The organism is Vibrio scophthalmi LMG 19158, from assembly GCF_000222585.1.
In the GTDB taxonomy this organism is placed as follows: domain Bacteria; phylum Pseudomonadota; class Gammaproteobacteria; order Enterobacterales; family Vibrionaceae; genus Vibrio; species Vibrio scophthalmi.
Genome location: NZ_AFWE01000112.1, coordinates 83651 through 101157, shown reverse-complemented (window position 1 = coordinate 101157; position 17507 = coordinate 83651). Strand labels below are relative to the sequence as shown.

General features: G+C 45.2%; 13 protein-coding genes. 3 read left to right on the top strand and 10 right to left on the bottom strand.

Features of this window, described 5'->3' with window-relative positions:
- Positions 1-301: 301 nt before the first annotated feature.
- Complete coding sequence (rnb, locus tag RH88_RS09560; protein ID WP_005595354.1) at positions 302-2320, bottom strand: exoribonuclease II; 2019 nt, start codon at positions 2318-2320, stop codon at positions 302-304.
- 367 nt (positions 2321-2687) lie between these two features.
- On the opposite strand from rnb, the gene RH88_RS09550 reads away from it, so the two are divergent.
- The gene (locus RH88_RS09550) at positions 2688-4727 is read left to right on the top strand and encodes a DEAD/DEAH box helicase (RefSeq protein WP_005595352.1); all 2040 of its coding nucleotides are present in this window, start codon (positions 2688-2690) and stop codon (positions 4725-4727) included.
- Positions 4728-4846: 119 nt separating this feature from the next.
- Here the strand turns inward: RH88_RS09550 and RH88_RS09545 are convergent, their stop codons facing one another.
- From RH88_RS09545 to rbsD, 9 genes are all read right to left on the bottom strand, one after another.
- Positions 4847-6961: a TRAP transporter permease gene (locus tag RH88_RS09545; RefSeq protein WP_005595351.1), complete on the bottom strand. Its 2115-nt coding sequence runs from the start codon at positions 6959-6961 to the stop codon at positions 4847-4849.
- 112 nt (positions 6962-7073) lie between these two features.
- On the bottom strand, positions 7074-8078 hold the full coding sequence (locus tag RH88_RS09540; protein WP_005595350.1) for a TAXI family TRAP transporter solute-binding subunit: 1005 nt from the start codon (positions 8076-8078) through the stop codon (positions 7074-7076).
- A gap of 398 nt (positions 8079-8476) precedes the next feature.
- Positions 8477-9625, bottom strand: coding sequence for a conjugal transfer protein TraF (locus RH88_RS09535; RefSeq protein WP_005595349.1), 1149 nt, complete (start codon positions 9623-9625; stop codon positions 8477-8479).
- Between the two features lie 507 nt (positions 9626-10132).
- On the bottom strand, positions 10133-11137 hold the full coding sequence (locus RH88_RS09525; protein WP_005595347.1) for a substrate-binding domain-containing protein: 1005 nt from the start codon (positions 11135-11137) through the stop codon (positions 10133-10135).
- A 17-nt stretch (positions 11138-11154) separates the two neighbouring features.
- Positions 11155-12072: a ribokinase gene (gene rbsK, locus RH88_RS09520; RefSeq protein WP_005595345.1), complete on the bottom strand. Its 918-nt coding sequence runs from the start codon at positions 12070-12072 to the stop codon at positions 11155-11157.
- Positions 12073-12263: 191 nt separating this feature from the next.
- Positions 12264-13268, bottom strand: coding sequence for an aldose 1-epimerase family protein (locus RH88_RS09515; protein WP_005595344.1), 1005 nt, complete (start codon positions 13266-13268; stop codon positions 12264-12266).
- A gap of 50 nt (positions 13269-13318) precedes the next feature.
- A complete protein-coding gene (gene fucP / locus RH88_RS09510) occupies positions 13319-14641 on the bottom strand; it encodes an L-fucose:H+ symporter permease (RefSeq protein ID WP_005595342.1) in 1323 nt (440 codons plus the stop codon).
- A 64-nt stretch (positions 14642-14705) separates the two neighbouring features.
- Positions 14706-15632, bottom strand: a complete 927-nt coding sequence (rbsK, locus tag RH88_RS09505) for a ribokinase (RefSeq protein WP_005595340.1) — start codon at positions 15630-15632, stop codon at positions 14706-14708.
- Between the two features lie 32 nt (positions 15633-15664).
- Positions 15665-16084, bottom strand: a complete 420-nt coding sequence (rbsD, locus tag RH88_RS09500; RefSeq protein ID WP_005595339.1) for a D-ribose pyranase — start codon at positions 16082-16084, stop codon at positions 15665-15667.
- A gap of 434 nt (positions 16085-16518) precedes the next feature.
- On the opposite strand from rbsD, the gene RH88_RS22930 reads away from it, so the two are divergent.
- Both RH88_RS22930 and RH88_RS09495 read left to right on the top strand, forming a co-directional pair.
- Complete coding sequence (locus RH88_RS22930) at positions 16519-16674, top strand: DUF3012 domain-containing protein (protein ID WP_005595337.1); 156 nt, start codon at positions 16519-16521, stop codon at positions 16672-16674.
- A 265-nt stretch (positions 16675-16939) separates the two neighbouring features.
- Complete coding sequence (locus tag RH88_RS09495; RefSeq protein ID WP_005595335.1) at positions 16940-17488, top strand: MSHA operon transcriptional regulator; 549 nt, start codon at positions 16940-16942, stop codon at positions 17486-17488.
- The last annotated feature ends 19 nt before the right edge of the window (positions 17489-17507 follow it).

Sequence of the window (17507 nt, the reverse complement as noted above, 5' to 3'; positions counted from 1 at the left end):
ATAAACAGTGTGTACGAATCCTAGTTAGAAATCAACCATGATGTGACTAGAATCTCATATCCGAGAGTAATTCCTGTTCAGTTTGGGTGAATCAATGCGAGACAACACTTTGCTACTTAGGCCAATAATGCCTAACACAGCGATGATTGCCGCTATCAATATTGATGAACGGCATGATAATCAAACGTCCCCCTTCATGTTCATAGCAGATTGCGTCGAACATCGTTTCATACCAAATAAAAAATCCCCTACTTTTTAGCAAAAGTAGGGGATTCAATTTAGAGTCAAACTAGACTAACAATTACTCAGCAGGAGCATCTGTTGCCGTCGTGTCATCTTGCTTCTCAACAACCAACTCCGCAAACACTTGTGTTGGCTTCGCAACGATGTTGCGGTTTTCTTGACTCACGTCTGTCAATACCACTTCAAGTGTGTCGCCAAGACGGAATTCAAGTTGCTTATCGATTGAAATCGTACCTTGCTCGCCGTTGCACTCGATACGTTCTTTATTAGACATAATCAATGAACTTGGAATAAAGGCAGCGGCGCCATTTTCAAGTAAACGAATACGCATACCCGCACGGTTAATATCAAAGATTTCACCAACGAACTTGGTCTCTTTGCTTGGCTCTTCAGCCAACGTGCGTGCATACAGCCAATCACCCACTTTACGTTCAGCCATATTGTGATGCTTACGATGTAGAGCTAGCTCTTCGCCCACTGTTTCATCTGCGGTTTGCACTGGTTCTTTGCCTAGCACATGCGCTTTTAGCATACGGTGGTTAATCATATCGCCGTATTTACGGATTGGTGACGTCCACGTCGCGTAGATATCTAAACCCATCGCATAGTGCGGTAGTGGCTGATTGCCCATCTCACTGTATGCTTGCGCTTTGCGGATACGGTTATCGAGATAACTCGTATCTTGCTGACCTAGCCAACGACGTAGCGCGGCAAAACCTTCTAGAGTTGCAATGGATTCAGCAGTAAACGGTAATTCACCTTCAGGGTTCACTAGCGCAACCACATCGGCAATTTTTTCAGGCTTGAAACCAGCATGTGTATTGAAAACACCGCATTCAAAGTTAGCACGCAATGTTTTACCCGCACAGATGTTGGCGGTGATCATTGACTCTTCAACTAAGCGATTTGCAGTACGACGCATATCCGCATGAATCGCGACGACATCATTATCTTCGCTCAATTCAAAACGGTAATCAGGACGGTCAGGGAAAACCACTGCATTATTTTGACGCCAGTTAGCGCGCGCTTGAGAGAATTCATACAAATCTCGTACGATTTGTGCGATCTCATCATTTGGTTGCCATTCCGGCGACTCGCCGTTTTCCAACCAATCTGAAACATGATCGTAAACTAAACGTGCGTGCGATTTAATGTGTGCAGCAAAGAAGTGGATATCTTCACCAATCACACCATCTTTATCGACTGTCACAGTACAGCAAAGTGCTGGACGAACTTCTCCCTCAATCAAAGAGCAAAGATCATCAGCAAGATCACGAGGTAGCATTGGGATGTTACGACCTGGCAAATAGATAGTGAAACCACGTTCACGAGCCACCTTGTCCATATCACTATCCGGCGTGATGTAGGCAGTAGGATCGGCAATCGCAATCGTTAATTCAAAATCACCATTCGCATTTTTCTTTGCGTATAACGCATCATCCATATCTTTGGTTGATTGGCCATCGATAGTCACGAATGGAACATGGGTCATATCGACGCGCTCTAAATCTGCATCGTCTTTCAATTCCCAATGATCAATACCCGCGGGCTCGCTGTTCGGCAGATCGTTTTCCGCCAGCGTTACCCACCAAGGCGCAATCTTATCGTCAGCATCAGTGATTTTTTTCGAAATCTCAACCAAGAAACCAGCATCGCCTTTAAGCGGGTGTTGCACAAGATGAGCAACTACCCAATCACCTTCAGCAAAATCGGTCGGGTTTAAACCCTTCTTCACTTTTGCTTTTAGTGACTGTTTTTTCAGTTGAGGGTGATCCGGTGTTACGTTCAATTTGCCCTTGAACATCTTAACGCGACCAATAAAGCGAGCGAGGTTGTGTTCCAACAGCTCTTCTGGCTCTGCCGATTCGCGATCGTTATCAGTACGAATGATCGCTTTCACTCGATCGCCATGCAGACACTTCTTCATATAAGGAGGCGGGATAAAGAAGCTGGTTTTGCTATCTACTTCTAAGAAGCCAAAGCCTTTTTCAGTCGCTTTAATAGTGCCTTCTTTTTTCGGTAGCTTTTCTTGGATTTGCTGTTTAAGCTGAGCCAGTAGCGGATTATCTTGGAACATTTTTACTCTTAATCACTTGTAAAATTGCGCACACTATAACATTGCGATTTTACCCAAGCTACTTAAAGCGAGACTTTGTTCACGCCCTCTCCTTGCTAAACTGAGCGAAATAACAGCAAAATAGCCTGCGCGTGGCGACAAATTCTGCAAAATTGTCTTTTTGAAGAAATTTTTGTGATGAATTTCAATTTTTTCTGGCTTTTTTTGTGCTTTTAGGGAATAATCCGCCTCCCTTATGTCCCTAGCGGCTTGATGCGATTTACGACTTATCCGCATCTGAACGGAACTCAGCTCTTTATCTGGATTGGTAATTGAAATTGGTAGAGCTCGTGGGACCTTTTGTTTTTATTTGTTATATGGGATCCCAATGACAGACTCAGTAATTCAATTTAGTGAATTAGCACTAAACGACGCCATCCTTTCAGCTCTTGACAGCATGGGTTTCGTTTCTCCAACACCTATCCAAGCAGAAGCGATTCCTCACCTTCTTGCTGGCAAAGACGCACTAGGTAAAGCTCAAACTGGTACTGGTAAGACAGCGGCATTCTCGCTACCACTACTAAACAAAATCGATCTTGCTCAACGTAAACCACAAGCAGTTGTTCTAGCTCCTACTCGCGAACTAGCGATCCAAGTAGCGGCTGAAATGAAGAACCTTGGTCGTAACATCTCTGGTCTTAAAGTTCTTGAGATCTACGGTGGTACTTCTATCGTTGACCAAATGCGTGCTCTTAAAAACGGCGCACACGTGATCGTTGGTACTCCTGGTCGTGTTCAAGACCTTATTAACCGTGACCGTCTACACCTTGACGAAGTAAACACTTTCATCCTTGATGAAGCTGATGAAATGTTGAACATGGGTTTTGTGGATGACGTAACTGCAATCATGGAGCACGCTCCTGAAACTGCACAACGCGTTCTTTTCTCTGCAACTATGCCTCCAATGCTGAAAAACATTGTTGAGCGCTTCCTACGTGAACCAGTAATGGTTGACGTTGCAGGTAAAAACCACACTGTAGACAAAGTAGAACAACAGTTCTGGGTTGTTAAAGGCGTTGAGAAAGACGAAGCAATGTCTCGTCTTCTAGAAACAGAAGAAACTGACGCGTCAATCGTATTCGTACGTACTCGTCAAGATACCGAGCGTCTAGCTGATTGGCTATCTGCACGTGGCTTCAAAGCTGCTGCACTGCACGGTGACATTCCTCAGTCTCTACGTGAGCGTACTGTTGATCACATCAAAACTGGTGTAATCGACATCCTAGTAGCAACTGACGTTGTTGCACGTGGTCTTGACGTTCCACGTATTACTCACGTATTTAACTACGACATCCCGTTCGATGTTGAATCATACATCCACCGTATCGGTCGTACTGGCCGTGCTGGTCGTAAAGGTAAAGCGATCCTATTGGTTCGTGGCAACCAAATCCGTATGCTTCGCACTATCGAGCGCGTAACTCGCTCACAAATGGAAGAAATCCAACTTCCAATGCGTGATCAAGTCGCTGAAGCTCGCCTAATCAAACTAGGTGCTGAGCTAGAAGCTGAGAAAGAACACAAAGCACTAGAGAAATTCGTTGAGCTAGTTGAGAAACTACAAGAATCTCTAGAGATCGATGCAAATACTCTTGCTGCGATGCTACTTAAGCGTCAACAAGGTAAGCGTCCTCTATTCTACGTTGGCGAAGACCCAATGGTAGAAGCTATTGCTCGTGACAAGCAACGTCGCACTGAACGCCGTGAAGGCGGTCGTGATGGTCGTCGTGAAGGTGGTCGTAGCTTCAACACTCAAGATTGGGATACTTACCAACTTCAAGTGGGTCGTGAGCAAGGCGTACAAGTTAAAGATATCGTTGGCGCTCTAGCAAACGAACTAGGTCTAGTTAAAGGCTCTATCGGTGCTATCAAACTAGATCAAGGCCAAACTTACGTTCAGCTTCCTAAAGCAATGGATTCTGAAACAGCTGGCAAACTAAACAAACTGCGTATCCGTCAGAAAGAAGTTGGCGCAGTAGTTTGTGACTTCAACGATTTCCGTGAGCCTCGTGGTCGTCGTGACGGCAACCGTGATGGCGGCGGTCACCGTGGTAACCGTGAAGGCGGCTTCCGTGGCAACCGTGAAGGTGGTAACGGCGGCGGTCATCGTGGCAACCGTGATGGCGGTGGCTACCGTGGTAACCGTGAAGGCGGTAATCGCGAAGCTGGTAACCGTGAAGGCGGTAATGGCGGCGGCTACCGTGGCAACCGTGAAGGTGGCAACGGCGGCGGTTACCGTGGCAACCGTGAAGGTGGTAATGGTAATGGCGGTAATGGTGAGCGTCGTTTCGATCGTAACCGTGGTGGCGACAACCGTGGCAACCACCGTGGCGAACGTGGCCATGGTCGCCCAGCTCGCAACGAAGACTAATTAGTCATTAGAAAACCGGCGTTTATCGCCGGTTTTTTTTATTTCTATCCCGACAATTCCAATATTGAATGTCTACTTTATTGGGGTCATTCCAAAGGGGTCATTCTATTCTCTATTCTCTAAGCTTCTTTCATCACTGCCGTTTGAATCCGCGCGCTGTAAACAAAAGCCAGAATAAATAACACCGAAGCACTTAACCTAACCGCCATCGCGATATCAGGCCAAATCAAGACTCCCCCTATCACCGTCATACCGATCCGAAGCCACCATATTAAAGGCCCTTCTAAATACCCTTCTATTGCCGCGATCAGTGCATAGGTTCCAAAAATCGCAAACACACCAACTTGCAAAACCTCCATTAGAGACCAACTCACTAAGCCGTTATAGGCAATCAAAAGTGGAACTAAATAAAGACCTTTTGCAATTTTCCATGCCGTTAACCCGGTGCGCATCGGCGGAGTTTTCGCTATCGTTGCCGCAGCGAAAGCGGTTAAACACACTGGTGGCGTGACATTACTGTCTTGTGATAACCAAAAAATGATCAAGTGAGCAGACAATAACGCAAGCGCCACCGTTTCAATACCTAAGCTCTGTTCAAGTAACGTTGCCATAAAATCCGCAGGCACTAAGGTTAATAATTGCTTCGCTTGCTCCGCCGACATTGGCGCATCAAGTAAAGAGAGTTTATCAGGCGCTGCTAACATAAAGATCGCTTTGGCTTGTTCTGGTAGCTCACCCAATATTAGCAGTTCAATCAACTGACGCTCCGCCAGCAATTTATACAATGCCGGAGCAGATAAAGTGCCCAGCACAATATAAGCCGCCGTAACGGGCAGTCCCATGCCCAACACTAACGAGGCCAACGCAATCAAGCCGATCATGAGCAACAAATCCCCTTGCGCCCAACTATCGATCATCAATGAAAATGTGTTGCCGATCCCCGTCGTACTAATCACATTCACCACTAAACCAATACCCACCAGCAATACTGCCGTTGTCGCCATGTTGCGAGCGCCTAATGCAAGCGCCTCAACAATCTCACTCACTCCCATCTTGTAATCTTTCGAAAACCAACTCGCCACAACCACTGATATGATCGACAAACCCGCCGCATAGGTTGGTGTAAACCCATGAATAAGCAGGGAAACCAATACAGCGAGCGGGATAAGGTTATGCCAACCGGAGAGCAAAACTTGTGTCAATGAGTGTTCTGAGGCAGTGATCTTCTGCACCCCGGTTCGTTTGGCTTCAATACGTACAAAAAAAGCAACGGACAAGAAATAGATCAGCGCAGGCATAAATGAAACGGCAATGATATCGACATATGGAATTTGAGTATAAGAGGCCATGATAAACGCGCCCGCGCCCATCACAGGTGGCATTAGCTGCCCTCCCGTGGAAGCAGCGGCCTCGACCCCGGCAGCAAAACGCGCCGGGAAACCCGCTTTACGCATCAAAGGAATACTGATCACACCGGTAGAAACAGTATTCGCGACACTAGAGCCAGAAACTGACCCCATCAAACCACTGCCAATCACAGCGATAAACCCTGGGCCGCCAATTACTTTTCCTGCCGCGGCACGGGCAACATTGATAATGTAATCTCCCATTCCAGAGCGAACGAGAAACGCACCAAAGAGGATAAACATAAACACAAAGCTCCAACTGATGCGTGCAATGGGGCCAAACATCCCTTCGGATGAATAGAAGCTTCGATAGAGTAACGTTTCCAAGCTCAAACCAGGGAAATGGAAGATACCCGTTGCCCATTTCCCCCACCACACCACGTAGCTTAAGCAAACGATAATCAGAATAGGTATAAACCACCCCATGGTGCGGCGAATTAACTCGGTGACGATCACTATCGCGAGTATGGCAAATACCCAATCGGCGGTCACAAACTTGACGCCACGTTGATACAATGCATCTTCCGCCAAAGGTAAATAGATAAGGCACGCAATAGCACCCAGCGCTAAACAAATATCGAGGCCTAAAGCCCAACGACTATTCGTAAGAGAGCGATGAGGTGGATAGAGCAAAGCACAGATAACCGCAAAGCCCGCAAAGTGCGTAACGGAAATCCACAGCTCTGAAAGCGTTGCAAACGTATTGAACCAGATGTGCAAAAGAGAAAGTAATACACACCAGACGGTGATGGTGACACTTAACCATTTGAGGTTGCTACGTGTTGCCAGTTCAAACTGACTCAATGATGCTTGTTGGGTGTCACTCATAACTACTCCATGTCCAATGAGAGACAAACCGCCGCAACTCGTTTAACTGAGTTGAGGCGGGATTGCTAACTTATATTCAAGCTTTCTGATAATGCTGACTTGTCGGTAAAGACTATTTAAGGATCAATGAATCGGGCACTTCAATGCCCATCTCTTGATAGTATCTTGCCGCGCCAGGATGAAGCGGGACAGGTAGCCCAGCAATCGCCTTTTCTAACGCCATGGCTTTAGTCGCTTTATGAATACCTTGTAAAAACGCCAAGTTTTCATAAATCGCTTTAGTTAACTCGTAAACATCCTGCTCAGAGACATCATCTATCACCGCAAGAAAGTTCGGTTGAGCAATTGTGGTAATGGTTTCTTCAACACTTGGATACGTGCCCGCAGGAATTTCATACTTGGTCCACAAATTATAATCGCCGTTGGCTTGCTTAATTTGTTCATCGGTAAACGATAAGATTTGAATATCTTCGCCTAAGGCAGCAAAAGCCTGTGTGACGGCGCCAACTGGAACACCAGCTGGGGTATTCATGCCCTTAATCGTGCCGTTTTGTAACGCACTAGCACTGCCACCATAACCCATATGGGCGAGGTTGAACCCATCGGCATCAATCCCGAGCCCCTTCATGATCTGACGACCTGAATTTTCTGTACCTGAGTTTTTTTTACCGATGGAGAACTTCTCATCTTGCAGATTATTCAGATCGGCAACGGTCCCCGTCTTAGCTAAATCACTGCGTACGATAAAATGCTCCACGTTCTGCCACAGCATCGAGACTGAACGTAACTCTTCTTGTCGGCTTTTATAAGGTCCTTCACCATTCCAAGCCCAAGCACCATACAGACCTTGTAAAATGGCGAATTGCGCTTCATTTTCATTGAGAAGCTTGACGTTTTCACCCGAGCCAGCGGAGCTGATCGCCGATAGAGAGAAATGATATTTCGGTGCTAATTTCACCTTACTCAGTGTGGCCAGCGCAACACCAACGGGATAGTAAGTTCCCCCTGTCGATGCCGTTGCAAGAATGTAACTACGATCTTGCGCAGATGCTTGAGTGGTAAAACCTATACACGCGGCGGCAATTGTAAGGGCTTGAACTAATCGATTCGACTTCATAGAACTCTCCGTGTAAACCATAAAGTGCTATACGCAAAACACATAGCAACCATGGATATCCATCACTATGAAGAGCGGTCAAAATGAATCTAGCCACTCTACATGTTGCAATATTTGGGTATCCGAGGGGACAAACTGCTCAGTGTCAATAACGGGCAAGTAATTCCACAACACTAAGGGCTTCTATTTAAGGTAAGACAATTTATCTGCTGGAGGAAGGATCAAGATCGCACTTATTGATAACAATAATTTAACACCCGTATTTACACTCGCGCTTATATAAAAAAGAGCGACCCGCAGGCCGCTCTTTAGTTGTTTCTTGGCTATTTATAACGCGATCATCATAAACATCGCCGTTAGTACGCTATAGATGACCACTTCTCAACCGTTACCACCGATTAAAAAGTGAAGGCCAGATTCGCAGATGCACCAAACTGATTTTCGCCCGCGTAAGAACCTGCAATATCGAAGCTCACAGCATCGAATGGGCTAATACCAATACCAGCAGTAATCGAATCATCAAGCGTGTCTTCGAGATCCATTTCGTAACCTGCGCGAAGCTGTGCCCAACCCCATGCATTTCCCTCGACACCAAAGCGAAGGAATTGAGTGTCATCATTCAACTCTTTAAAACGCTTTTGTTTGGTGAGGTCAAAATCAACACTTGCAGCAAGGTATTCACCCGCATAACCCAAACCAATTGTCGCTTGTGGATTTAACTCGTAGGTATAACCGCCTATTTCGGTATCAATCTCTTGTGAAAATAAGTTTTTCATTGCGAGACCAGCACGCAATGGACCAGAGTGCCAAGCCATACCAAGATCGACGTTAAACGCTGTTTTGCTGCGCTCACTTTTATCATAATCATCTAGATCAAAGTTATCGATAAAATCGACTTGTGAATAGGTCAGTAGATTTTGGTATTTTGGTGAAATACCAAACGCAATATTTTGGCCGCCAAGCTCAAAGCTTTTCGCAAAAGATAGGCCGACTTCGGTAACACCAAAAGCAACCATGGCGAATTGTGACTCATCATAACGTTGTTTCACTTGGTCAGCGCTATCACCTTTATCCGCGGTAATCTTAGTTGCTGCAATCACTTCAGTGTAACCACCGCCGAATAAGTTCACCGATACCGCGCGAGTTGGGATAGCCACGGCGAAATTAAGACCAGCCGTGACAGCCACAGGAGCATTGCCTTCAAGCTCATCCATAAATTTATTTAGCTCTGCAGCGTCAGACGGTGTTGCACCAGTAAAATCGCCGTAACGGTCATACAAATCTTGCGCGTCATCGATGGTCTGAATCGTTTCATCTTGGTCGTGAGCGGTTAAGCCAAAAGCTGGGAACAAAATGCCAACATCGTCGTTATCACGATGCAGTGCTCCCAATGCAGGGTTATGGAAAGGGGCAAGCAAATAGTCGGCAGAGACCACACCGGTGTTACCCATACCGTTACTGCGCGCATCCGCCATTTGAGTTGCTGCGATTGAAGAAGTTGAGATGGTTCCCAACGCACATACCACTGCGAGAGTTGTCTTTTTCATAATCGATCCATGTTGATTCTGATTGTTATTCATACCTATACCGCCCAGTTATGACACAAACAAGGCCGTAAGCTGGTTCAGTTAGGTTTATTTCATTCTGACGGTAAACTTTTTAACTAGTATTAAATCACCCGTCCAGCATCAATAGTGATCGAGATTCCATAATGTGTGCTTGCTCAACTCTTTGCATGATAAGGCGAGAAAAAAATCAACAAATCCACCTGAGACAAATAATCATCCGATTAGATAAAAGAAGAGCGAGAAGCGAGAAGCGAGAAGCGAGAAGCGAGAAGCGAGAAGCGAGAAGCGAGAAGCGAGAAGCGAGAAGCGAGAAGCGAGAAGCGAGAAGCGAGAAGCGAGAAGCGAGAAGCGAAAGAATATCTGACTGGTGATAGCGGTAAACCAATTGAAGGATATAAACGAGTTTTATTGTTCGCCAGCGAGATGAGCGCATGTAATCACAATATAACTCGTTATATTAGAGTGTTAAGAGTGTTCCATCATCGATTAAGACTGAATAGCAACGCTACTGCGCTCCACCAGCGTCGGTTCTAATTGGATCACTTGCGTTTCATCGCAACTGTTATCCAATTTACGTAATAAGGTTTCTACTGCAGCTTGGCCCAAACGATATTTAGGCTGGTGAATCGTGGTTAATGATGGAGACATGAATTTGGCAATTTGAATATCATCGTAACCAATGAGCGAAAGCTCTTCAGGAATCGCGATACCTTTTTCATTGGCAGCATTGATCACCCCCATCGCCATCATGTCGTTACAAACAAAAATCGCGCTCGGCAGTGGCCCTTTTTGGTACATGCGATTAAAGGCCTCATACCCACCATCACACTCGAAGTTAGACTCGATAATCCAGCTCGGATGAAACTCCAAGCCTTCCTCATTTAACGCACGCTTATAGCCTTCATAACGCATTTGCGCTTGATAGCGGTTTAATGGCCCGGTAATACAGCCGATTTCATGATGACCGCATTCAATTAGATATTTGGCGGCGATGTAGCCACCTCGTAGAGAGTTGTCTTGAATTTTATCACTGGCAAACAGCATCGGGCCCCAATCCATTACCACCACTGGCACATCAGGATATTTGTCGAAAATCTCAATGTGCTCCCCTTCTAGAGACGAACACATGAGAATTAAGCCATCGACGCGTTTTTGCAGCAAGGTGCTGATCGACGTCGTCATACGCTCTTGATCCCCTTCGGTATTACACAGGATCAAGTTGTAGCCTTTTTGGTAGCAGCTGCGTTCCACGCCTTTCACCACTTCACCAAAAAAGGGGTTACTTGAGGTGGTGACCAGCATGCCCAAAGTTTTAGTGCGATTAGTCTTTAAACTGCGCGCCAACACTGAAGGAGAATAATTAAGCTCTTGAGCGGCACGATTCACCCGCTCAGCAATTTCTTCGCTTACATAGCGAGATTGGTTGATAACATGACTTACTGTTGAGGTGGATACACAAGCCAATTTGGCAATATCTTTCATGGTTGCCATGCTATCTTACTCCTAAATTACTGCTGGGCGAGGAACACCTCGACTTCTTCACGATGCGGAATAGACGTTTGCGCACCAAAACGAGTGACGCTGATTGCGGCTGCCGCATGAGCAAACTTAATCGCTGATTCTATAGACATTTCTTCAAGCAAACCAGTGACAAATGCACCATTAAATGTGTCCCCTGCAGCAGTTGTGTCCGTTGCTTGCACTTTAAAGCCCTCAATCAACTGACCAACGCCATGTTGACTCAACCAAACGCCTTTAGCGCCTAAGGTAATCATCACCGTAGCGATGCCTTTTTGATGCAAAGCATCCGCCGCTTGTTGCGCTGAAGTATCGCATTGCACCGTAATGCCAGTTAACACTTCTGCTTCAGTTTCATTCGGAGTGATTACGTCAACGTTTTGTAGCAACGCATCTGGCAGCTCGCGCGCTGGAGCTGGGTTTAGGATCACTTGAGTATGGTTCTGTTTCGCAACCTGAGCCGCTCGCTCAATACCTGCTAGCGGTGTTTCCAACTGCATCAATAGATACTGTGCGTTTGCAATCGTCACCAAGTCATCCTCAATCGCGTCAGCCGTGAGATAATCATTGGCCTCAGCAGACAAACAAATACTGTTTTCACCGCTGTCAGACACTTGGATCATCGCAATACCCGTCGGGCAGTTTGGCTGCATCTTAATGCCTTTGATGTTGATCCCATCCAAACGGAAACTTTCACGAATATTGATACCAAACGAATCATCACCGACACAAGCAATAAAACCAATATCGGCATTTAAGCGCGCTGCAGCGACCGCTTGGTTCGCGCCCTTACCGCCGGGAATGACTTGATAGTTGCGACCATGCAACGTCTCGCCAGGGCGAGGAAAAGAAGGCACTTGAAGAACATGGTCTGCATTAACACTACCGAGCACAACTAACTTATTCATTGGGTAATCCTTGGTTCGTAAAGAACGCTTTTTAAACATAATTTTTTAAACAAATGACTTTGGCTTTTCAGCGCTAGTGGGATTTCCACTCAATACGGATCACTAAAAAACCAAAGGCATCAGCCTTCACTCTCTTTCACATGAGTACCCCATACTGGTATGAAAGAGAGTAAAGAATGGTAGCGTTTACTCTAACGAATACCAGTGCGCACCGTGAAACGGCGCTCTTCATGCGGCTGAAGATAGATTAACGTGCCTTTTTCTTTAGCGGTTAAAAACCCTTCCGGACGACAGGTCGCTGGCAAAGCGTAGGCAGCGACTTGCTGATCACCGCTGCGCAAAATCCAACGCGTAGCACTGTTAAATTCATCAGTGCTAAATTCTGTCACCATCTGTTTATCGCCAATCGTCATATTAAACACAGCGCGCTTAGCGTATTGCGAGATGTTATCCATACAGTAAACGATCTCAGGATCGTACATCTCTGGTGTATTTAAGGTTTGGATCGGAGCAGAGGTTTTCAAGCTCTCATTATACGCTAACCACTGTTCATTAGGCTGAACATGAGCAGGAACCGTTTCGCGCAGTTGTAACGCGTGATCCGGAATATTTTGCGTCATAACCGCATTATCAAAGTACGCAGCATTGATATGACACATATATTGCAATGGCATCGGCACTGTGGCGAGGTTTTTCACGCTCATTTGAATATCAAACAAGCTGGCATCTTTAGCTAAGCTGACAGAAGGCTGCGCTAAATAGTGATCACCAAAACCCATCACATATTCATAGCTGCCTTTTATCGTTACAGCATTCTCGCTGATTTCTAACCAAGCGCTATCCATCGCAGCACACGGCATTTCACCATGTAATACATGGTCATCTTGAGGCGTGGGACACCCCATACGGATCATGCCAGCATGGAAGGCAAAGCAACCGTACGTTTCCACAATTGATTTAGCAGGTTTGGGTTCCGAGAACATGTTCTTCATGCATAAATCGGTACCAAGAAACTCAGCGTCCCAAATCATCTGTCCCATAAACGGTAAGACAACCAAATGACCTTTTGAGTTTTTAATCTCAACCGCTTGAATACCTGAGTTGTAGGTAAAGGTATTGATCTCGAAAGATGCCGACTGCGCGATAAGCGTTTTTTCTTTACCAAACTGCTCTTTGTATAACGGAATAGTAAACATAGTAACCTCTCAAAATAGTCACCCTTTGCAGAGTGACCACTGTTATTCAATTATGCTTTCGCCGTTGTGTAAGTGAATACTTGTTTGTACTTCTTCTCACTGAGGAAATAGCAGAACACAACCGCAAAACACGCTGCATTGACAATGAATGAGGTTTGCATACCCATGTTATCAGCCAGCAGACCTTGCACCACAGGAATAGCCGCACCACCAATAATCGACATCACCACAAAACCACCCGCGGTTTCTGTGTAACGAGTATCAACCGATTGCAATGTTGAAGCGAAAATAGTGGCCCAACATGGTGCGAATAACGCAGAGGTGCCCACGGCAACCCATACCGCGCTGAAGTTTGGCACGAAGGTGACATACAGTAAGCACATAAAGCCCACCGCAGAGTAACCCATCAAAACGTTTTCTTGTGATGTTTTGGTAAATAGGTAGTTCGCAAGTAGTTTACCTAAGAAGTACATGATAAAGGCGTACAGTAGGTAGTTTGCCGCATCGTGCTCGACCATGGTTGAGTCCATTTCAAGCGCAAGACGAATCGTGAATGACCATACCGCTACTTGCATACCAACATACGCAAACTGAGTCGCAATCCCTTTGAAGAAGCGAGAATTACCCGCAAGGTATTTCAAAGTTTCACCGAATGACGGTTGGTCTTCTTTGTTATCCGCAACCGCTTTACAATTTGGGTACTCCGTAATGGCAATGAGGATAGCAACCGTGGCAATCACACCCACTAACCATTTGTATGGTTCTAATGTTTGTTGCAAAACCTGCTCTTTAAACACTTCAAGCTCTGGACCTGTTAGTGTGGACATCATATGCCCCACATCCACACCTTCTTGGAAAATGAGGTGCTTACCAAGTAGTAGACCGACGATGTAACCCATCGCATTGATAGTATGTGAAATGTTCAAACGCAGTGTTGCGCGTTCAGGCTCACCAATCATTGCCGAATAGGTATTGCATGAGGTTTCAAGGAAAGATAAACCAATCGCAATACAGAAAATCGCCGCTAAGAACATGGTGTATGTCCCCGCATGAGACGCAGGGAAAAACATCATACAACCAAAGATATACAGAGCTAAGCCAAGCAAAATCGCGAGTTTATAAGATGTCTTCTTCACCACCAGCGATGCCGGAATCGCCACAAGGAAGTACGCACCGTAAAAAGCAGATTGCACCAACGCCGAGGCAAAGTTAGACAGATCAAAAATTGATTTAAACTGAGTAATTAACACGTCATTAAGTGCCGCAGCAGCAGACCACAGTGCAAACACGGACGAAAGCAGCAAAAACTGGAATATTGGAGTTTTGTTTAGGTAACCATCGACATGTTGCACGGTATTGTTTCTAATAAACATAATGTACCTTCCATTCTCCCCATCACCCACGGGAAAACAATTACCCTGAGTGACAGGTTATTATTTAAATATTATTTTTTTGGAATTCGTTGAATGCTTCAACGGTAGGGTATGAAGACTGCGTACCTTTACCGGTAACCGAAAGCGCTGCAAATGCTGAGGCTTTCTCTATCGCCAGTTGTACGTCGCCCGTTTGAGTAAAGAAATGAGAGAAACAGCCAATAAAGGCATCCCCCGCTCCTGAGGTATCAATCGCATTCACTTTGACAGGTTCAGTAAGCAATTCACATTGCTTTGAAATCCACAATGAACCTTGTGAGCCCATCGTCACGATCAGATTTTTTAAACCATGGTCAAACAGTACACTCGCTGCTTGCTTGATCTCTGCGATGGTCGACACCGGTTTACCGGTCAATATCTCCAACTCTGTCTCGTTCGGCACAAAGAAGTCACATTTACAGGCATATTCAAGAGACAACTCGGCAACCGCTGGTGCAGGATTTAATAGCACTTTGATGCCATGTTTCTGACCAAAATCGATCGCGTGGTAAACCGTCTCAAGTGGTACTTCAAGTTGCAGCACAATCAGGTCTACGGTTTTCAATGTCTCTTGAGCATTGTCAATATCGGCAGGAAGCAAGCTGTTGTTGGCGCCCTTTACAATCAGAATCGAATTCTGCGAGGTTTCCGTGTTAACAAAAATCGGCGCTACGCCAGTACTAACGCCGGCCACTTTCCCTACGAATTGCGTATTCACGCCCTGCGCTTGATAGTTACTTAATGACATTTCACCAAACTGATCATCACCCACTTTCGACAACATCAGAACGTGCGAGCCTAATCGAGCTGCCGCGACAGCTTGGTTTGCACCCTTACCGCCATTACCAATACAAAAAGATTCCGCTTCTAATGTTTCGCCGCCTTTTGCAAAACGATTACCGTAAGTAATCAAATCAACGTTGGTAGAGCCAATCACCGCAATTTTCTTCATCTTCATTTTCCTATTACGTTTTTGGTCGACGATTAAAAAACCACACCAGCTTGAAAGATAACGTTGGCATAAGGCGTGCACTCGCCAGTGCGAATCACCGCTTTGCTCTCATGAGTACGTAGCTTAAATTGCTCATGAGACACATATTGAATACGGAAAGTTTTATTGCATCGGGCTTGCTCTGCCTCAAGCTCAGCCATTAAGGCTTGGTGAAGTTCAGGACTCACATCAGCGAATTCTTGCGCCATCACGACACCTTCGATTTGAGACTCGGTTAAGATGACACGCACGGTGTCAATAAAGCTTGGCACGCCATGAGTAAGCGCTAGATCAATACGAGAAACAGCATCAGGGATAGGTAACCCCGCATCACAAATAGTGATTTCATCAGTGTGGCCTAGCGTCGCTAGTAGATAAGAAATGTCTGAATTTAGTAGGGTTGTTTTTTTCATTTCATCGACCTTTCGATTACACGTCTTGCAACATTACGTTCTTACAAAATTAGGTCACGATGAGGCTTAATATTTTCTCTTTTCTTGTTCATCAAACGCTCATCGAAACGTTTCGATGAGATGATAATCAAGCGAGTTTACTTTGCATTAGGATTACAACCGTTGTGTGATTTTGATCTTTTCATCGCCGAGTTCGACTTAAATAATAGTGAAGTTGTTCACAAAACGGCTTGTTCCGTTATTATTACTAGAGGTAAAGCTTCTCTATGCCGAAAATGAGAACGGTAAATTGCAGTGCGATCTGCGCTGTAACTTTAGTAGAAACAAGATTAGCTTGAGCAACAACAGCGATTACACTGATATTTCAGCGTAGCAATTGGTGTTAACCAACTAAAATATCAAGAAAAATAGTATTAAACGATTAAGGAAAATCCATGAAAAAAATATTAACCGCCATCGGCCTCAGCTTGTTTTTGATGGGTTGTATAGAAGTAGGAAGCGAAGCTTGGTGTAGTGATATGGAACAGAAAGCAAAAGGTGATTGGACTGCGAACGAAGCAAAAGACTACGCCAAACACTGTATTTTCTAGATTAAGTGTATTGGTTGTTTTATCGGCAAGCTTGTATTCACCATAGGCAAGGTTTATTCTACAGCAATCATGATTCAACGCCCTATTAAGCCGTCGAACAAATCCAGGCTGAGAACACGCCACATCGGTGTTTTGTCATATCTGAATACAACTTGATACTCGCAGGGCAGGATATTTTTCACTAAAATATTCTCCCCTAGTTACTAAAAGCTAATCAGCCACAAAATCACACTGACATCGGCTGTTTTGAGTAGTATTTTCGCTTATGGACCAAGATAAATTTACCAATATTTATCGCTTGCCAACCGCCTTGCAAATTCGTATTGGCCGCTGGCAGCAAACCTTTAATGGTACGTCAGACATTGTATTGCATGACGCGATTGAAGCGCGCAACAAGTACTTTAAACAAGCGGATTTTTTCCCTGCTGGCTGGCACATTAAGCCCTTTAAGTTAGACGACATATCCATCACTCAACACGGTAAGTACATCCAAACCGCGTTACGTACCATGTTGGATAGAAAAGTCTCATACAAACGTGTTTATCTATCACGCGTTCCGTTTGAGCAGGCAGAACCCGCACTACATGATTACAAGTTAGAGTGGATCAAAAAGCACAATCGCGTGGCGAATAAATACAACCAAATTAAGAAAAAGCAGTTTATGCGCTTTGCGTATGAAGAGGTTGAAACGCTCTACCCTTCGATTCCGAAAAGCGAGTTTGATCGCCAGCTTTGGAACAAGTTGGTACGGTCTGAATTGGGCTCAGAGAAGAAATTTGATAACCCTTACTTTGTCAAAAAGGCGTGCTTCTAACCAGTGTTATCCATGAGAC

Coding starts and splice junctions, on each gene's coding strand:
- RH88_RS09495 (WP_005595335.1), top strand. CDS start 16,940: ATGGACCAAGATAAATTTACCAATATTTATCGCTTGCCAACCGCCTTG.
- rnb (WP_005595354.1), bottom strand. CDS start 2,320: ATGTTCCAAGATAATCCGCTACTGGCTCAGCTTAAACAGCAAATCCAA.
- rbsD (WP_005595339.1), bottom strand. CDS start 16,084: ATGAAAAAAACAACCCTACTAAATTCAGACATTTCTTATCTACTAGCG.
- RH88_RS09535 (WP_005595349.1), bottom strand. CDS start 9,625: ATGAAAAAGACAACTCTCGCAGTGGTATGTGCGTTGGGAACCATCTCA.
- rbsK (WP_005595345.1), bottom strand. CDS start 12,072: ATGAATAAGTTAGTTGTGCTCGGTAGTGTTAATGCAGACCATGTTCTT.
- fucP (WP_005595342.1), bottom strand. CDS start 14,641: ATGTTTATTAGAAACAATACCGTGCAACATGTCGATGGTTACCTAAAC.
- RH88_RS09525 (WP_005595347.1), bottom strand. CDS start 11,137: ATGGCAACCATGAAAGATATTGCCAAATTGGCTTGTGTATCCACCTCA.
- rbsK (WP_005595340.1), bottom strand. CDS start 15,632: ATGAAGAAAATTGCGGTGATTGGCTCTACCAACGTTGATTTGATTACT.
- RH88_RS22930 (WP_005595337.1), top strand. CDS start 16,519: ATGAAAAAAATATTAACCGCCATCGGCCTCAGCTTGTTTTTGATGGGT.
- RH88_RS09545 (WP_005595351.1), bottom strand. CDS start 6,961: ATGAGTGACACCCAACAAGCATCATTGAGTCAGTTTGAACTGGCAACA.
- RH88_RS09515 (WP_005595344.1), bottom strand. CDS start 13,268: ATGTTTACTATTCCGTTATACAAAGAGCAGTTTGGTAAAGAAAAAACG.
- RH88_RS09550 (WP_005595352.1), top strand. CDS start 2,688: ATGACAGACTCAGTAATTCAATTTAGTGAATTAGCACTAAACGACGCC.
- RH88_RS09540 (WP_005595350.1), bottom strand. CDS start 8,078: ATGAAGTCGAATCGATTAGTTCAAGCCCTTACAATTGCCGCCGCGTGT.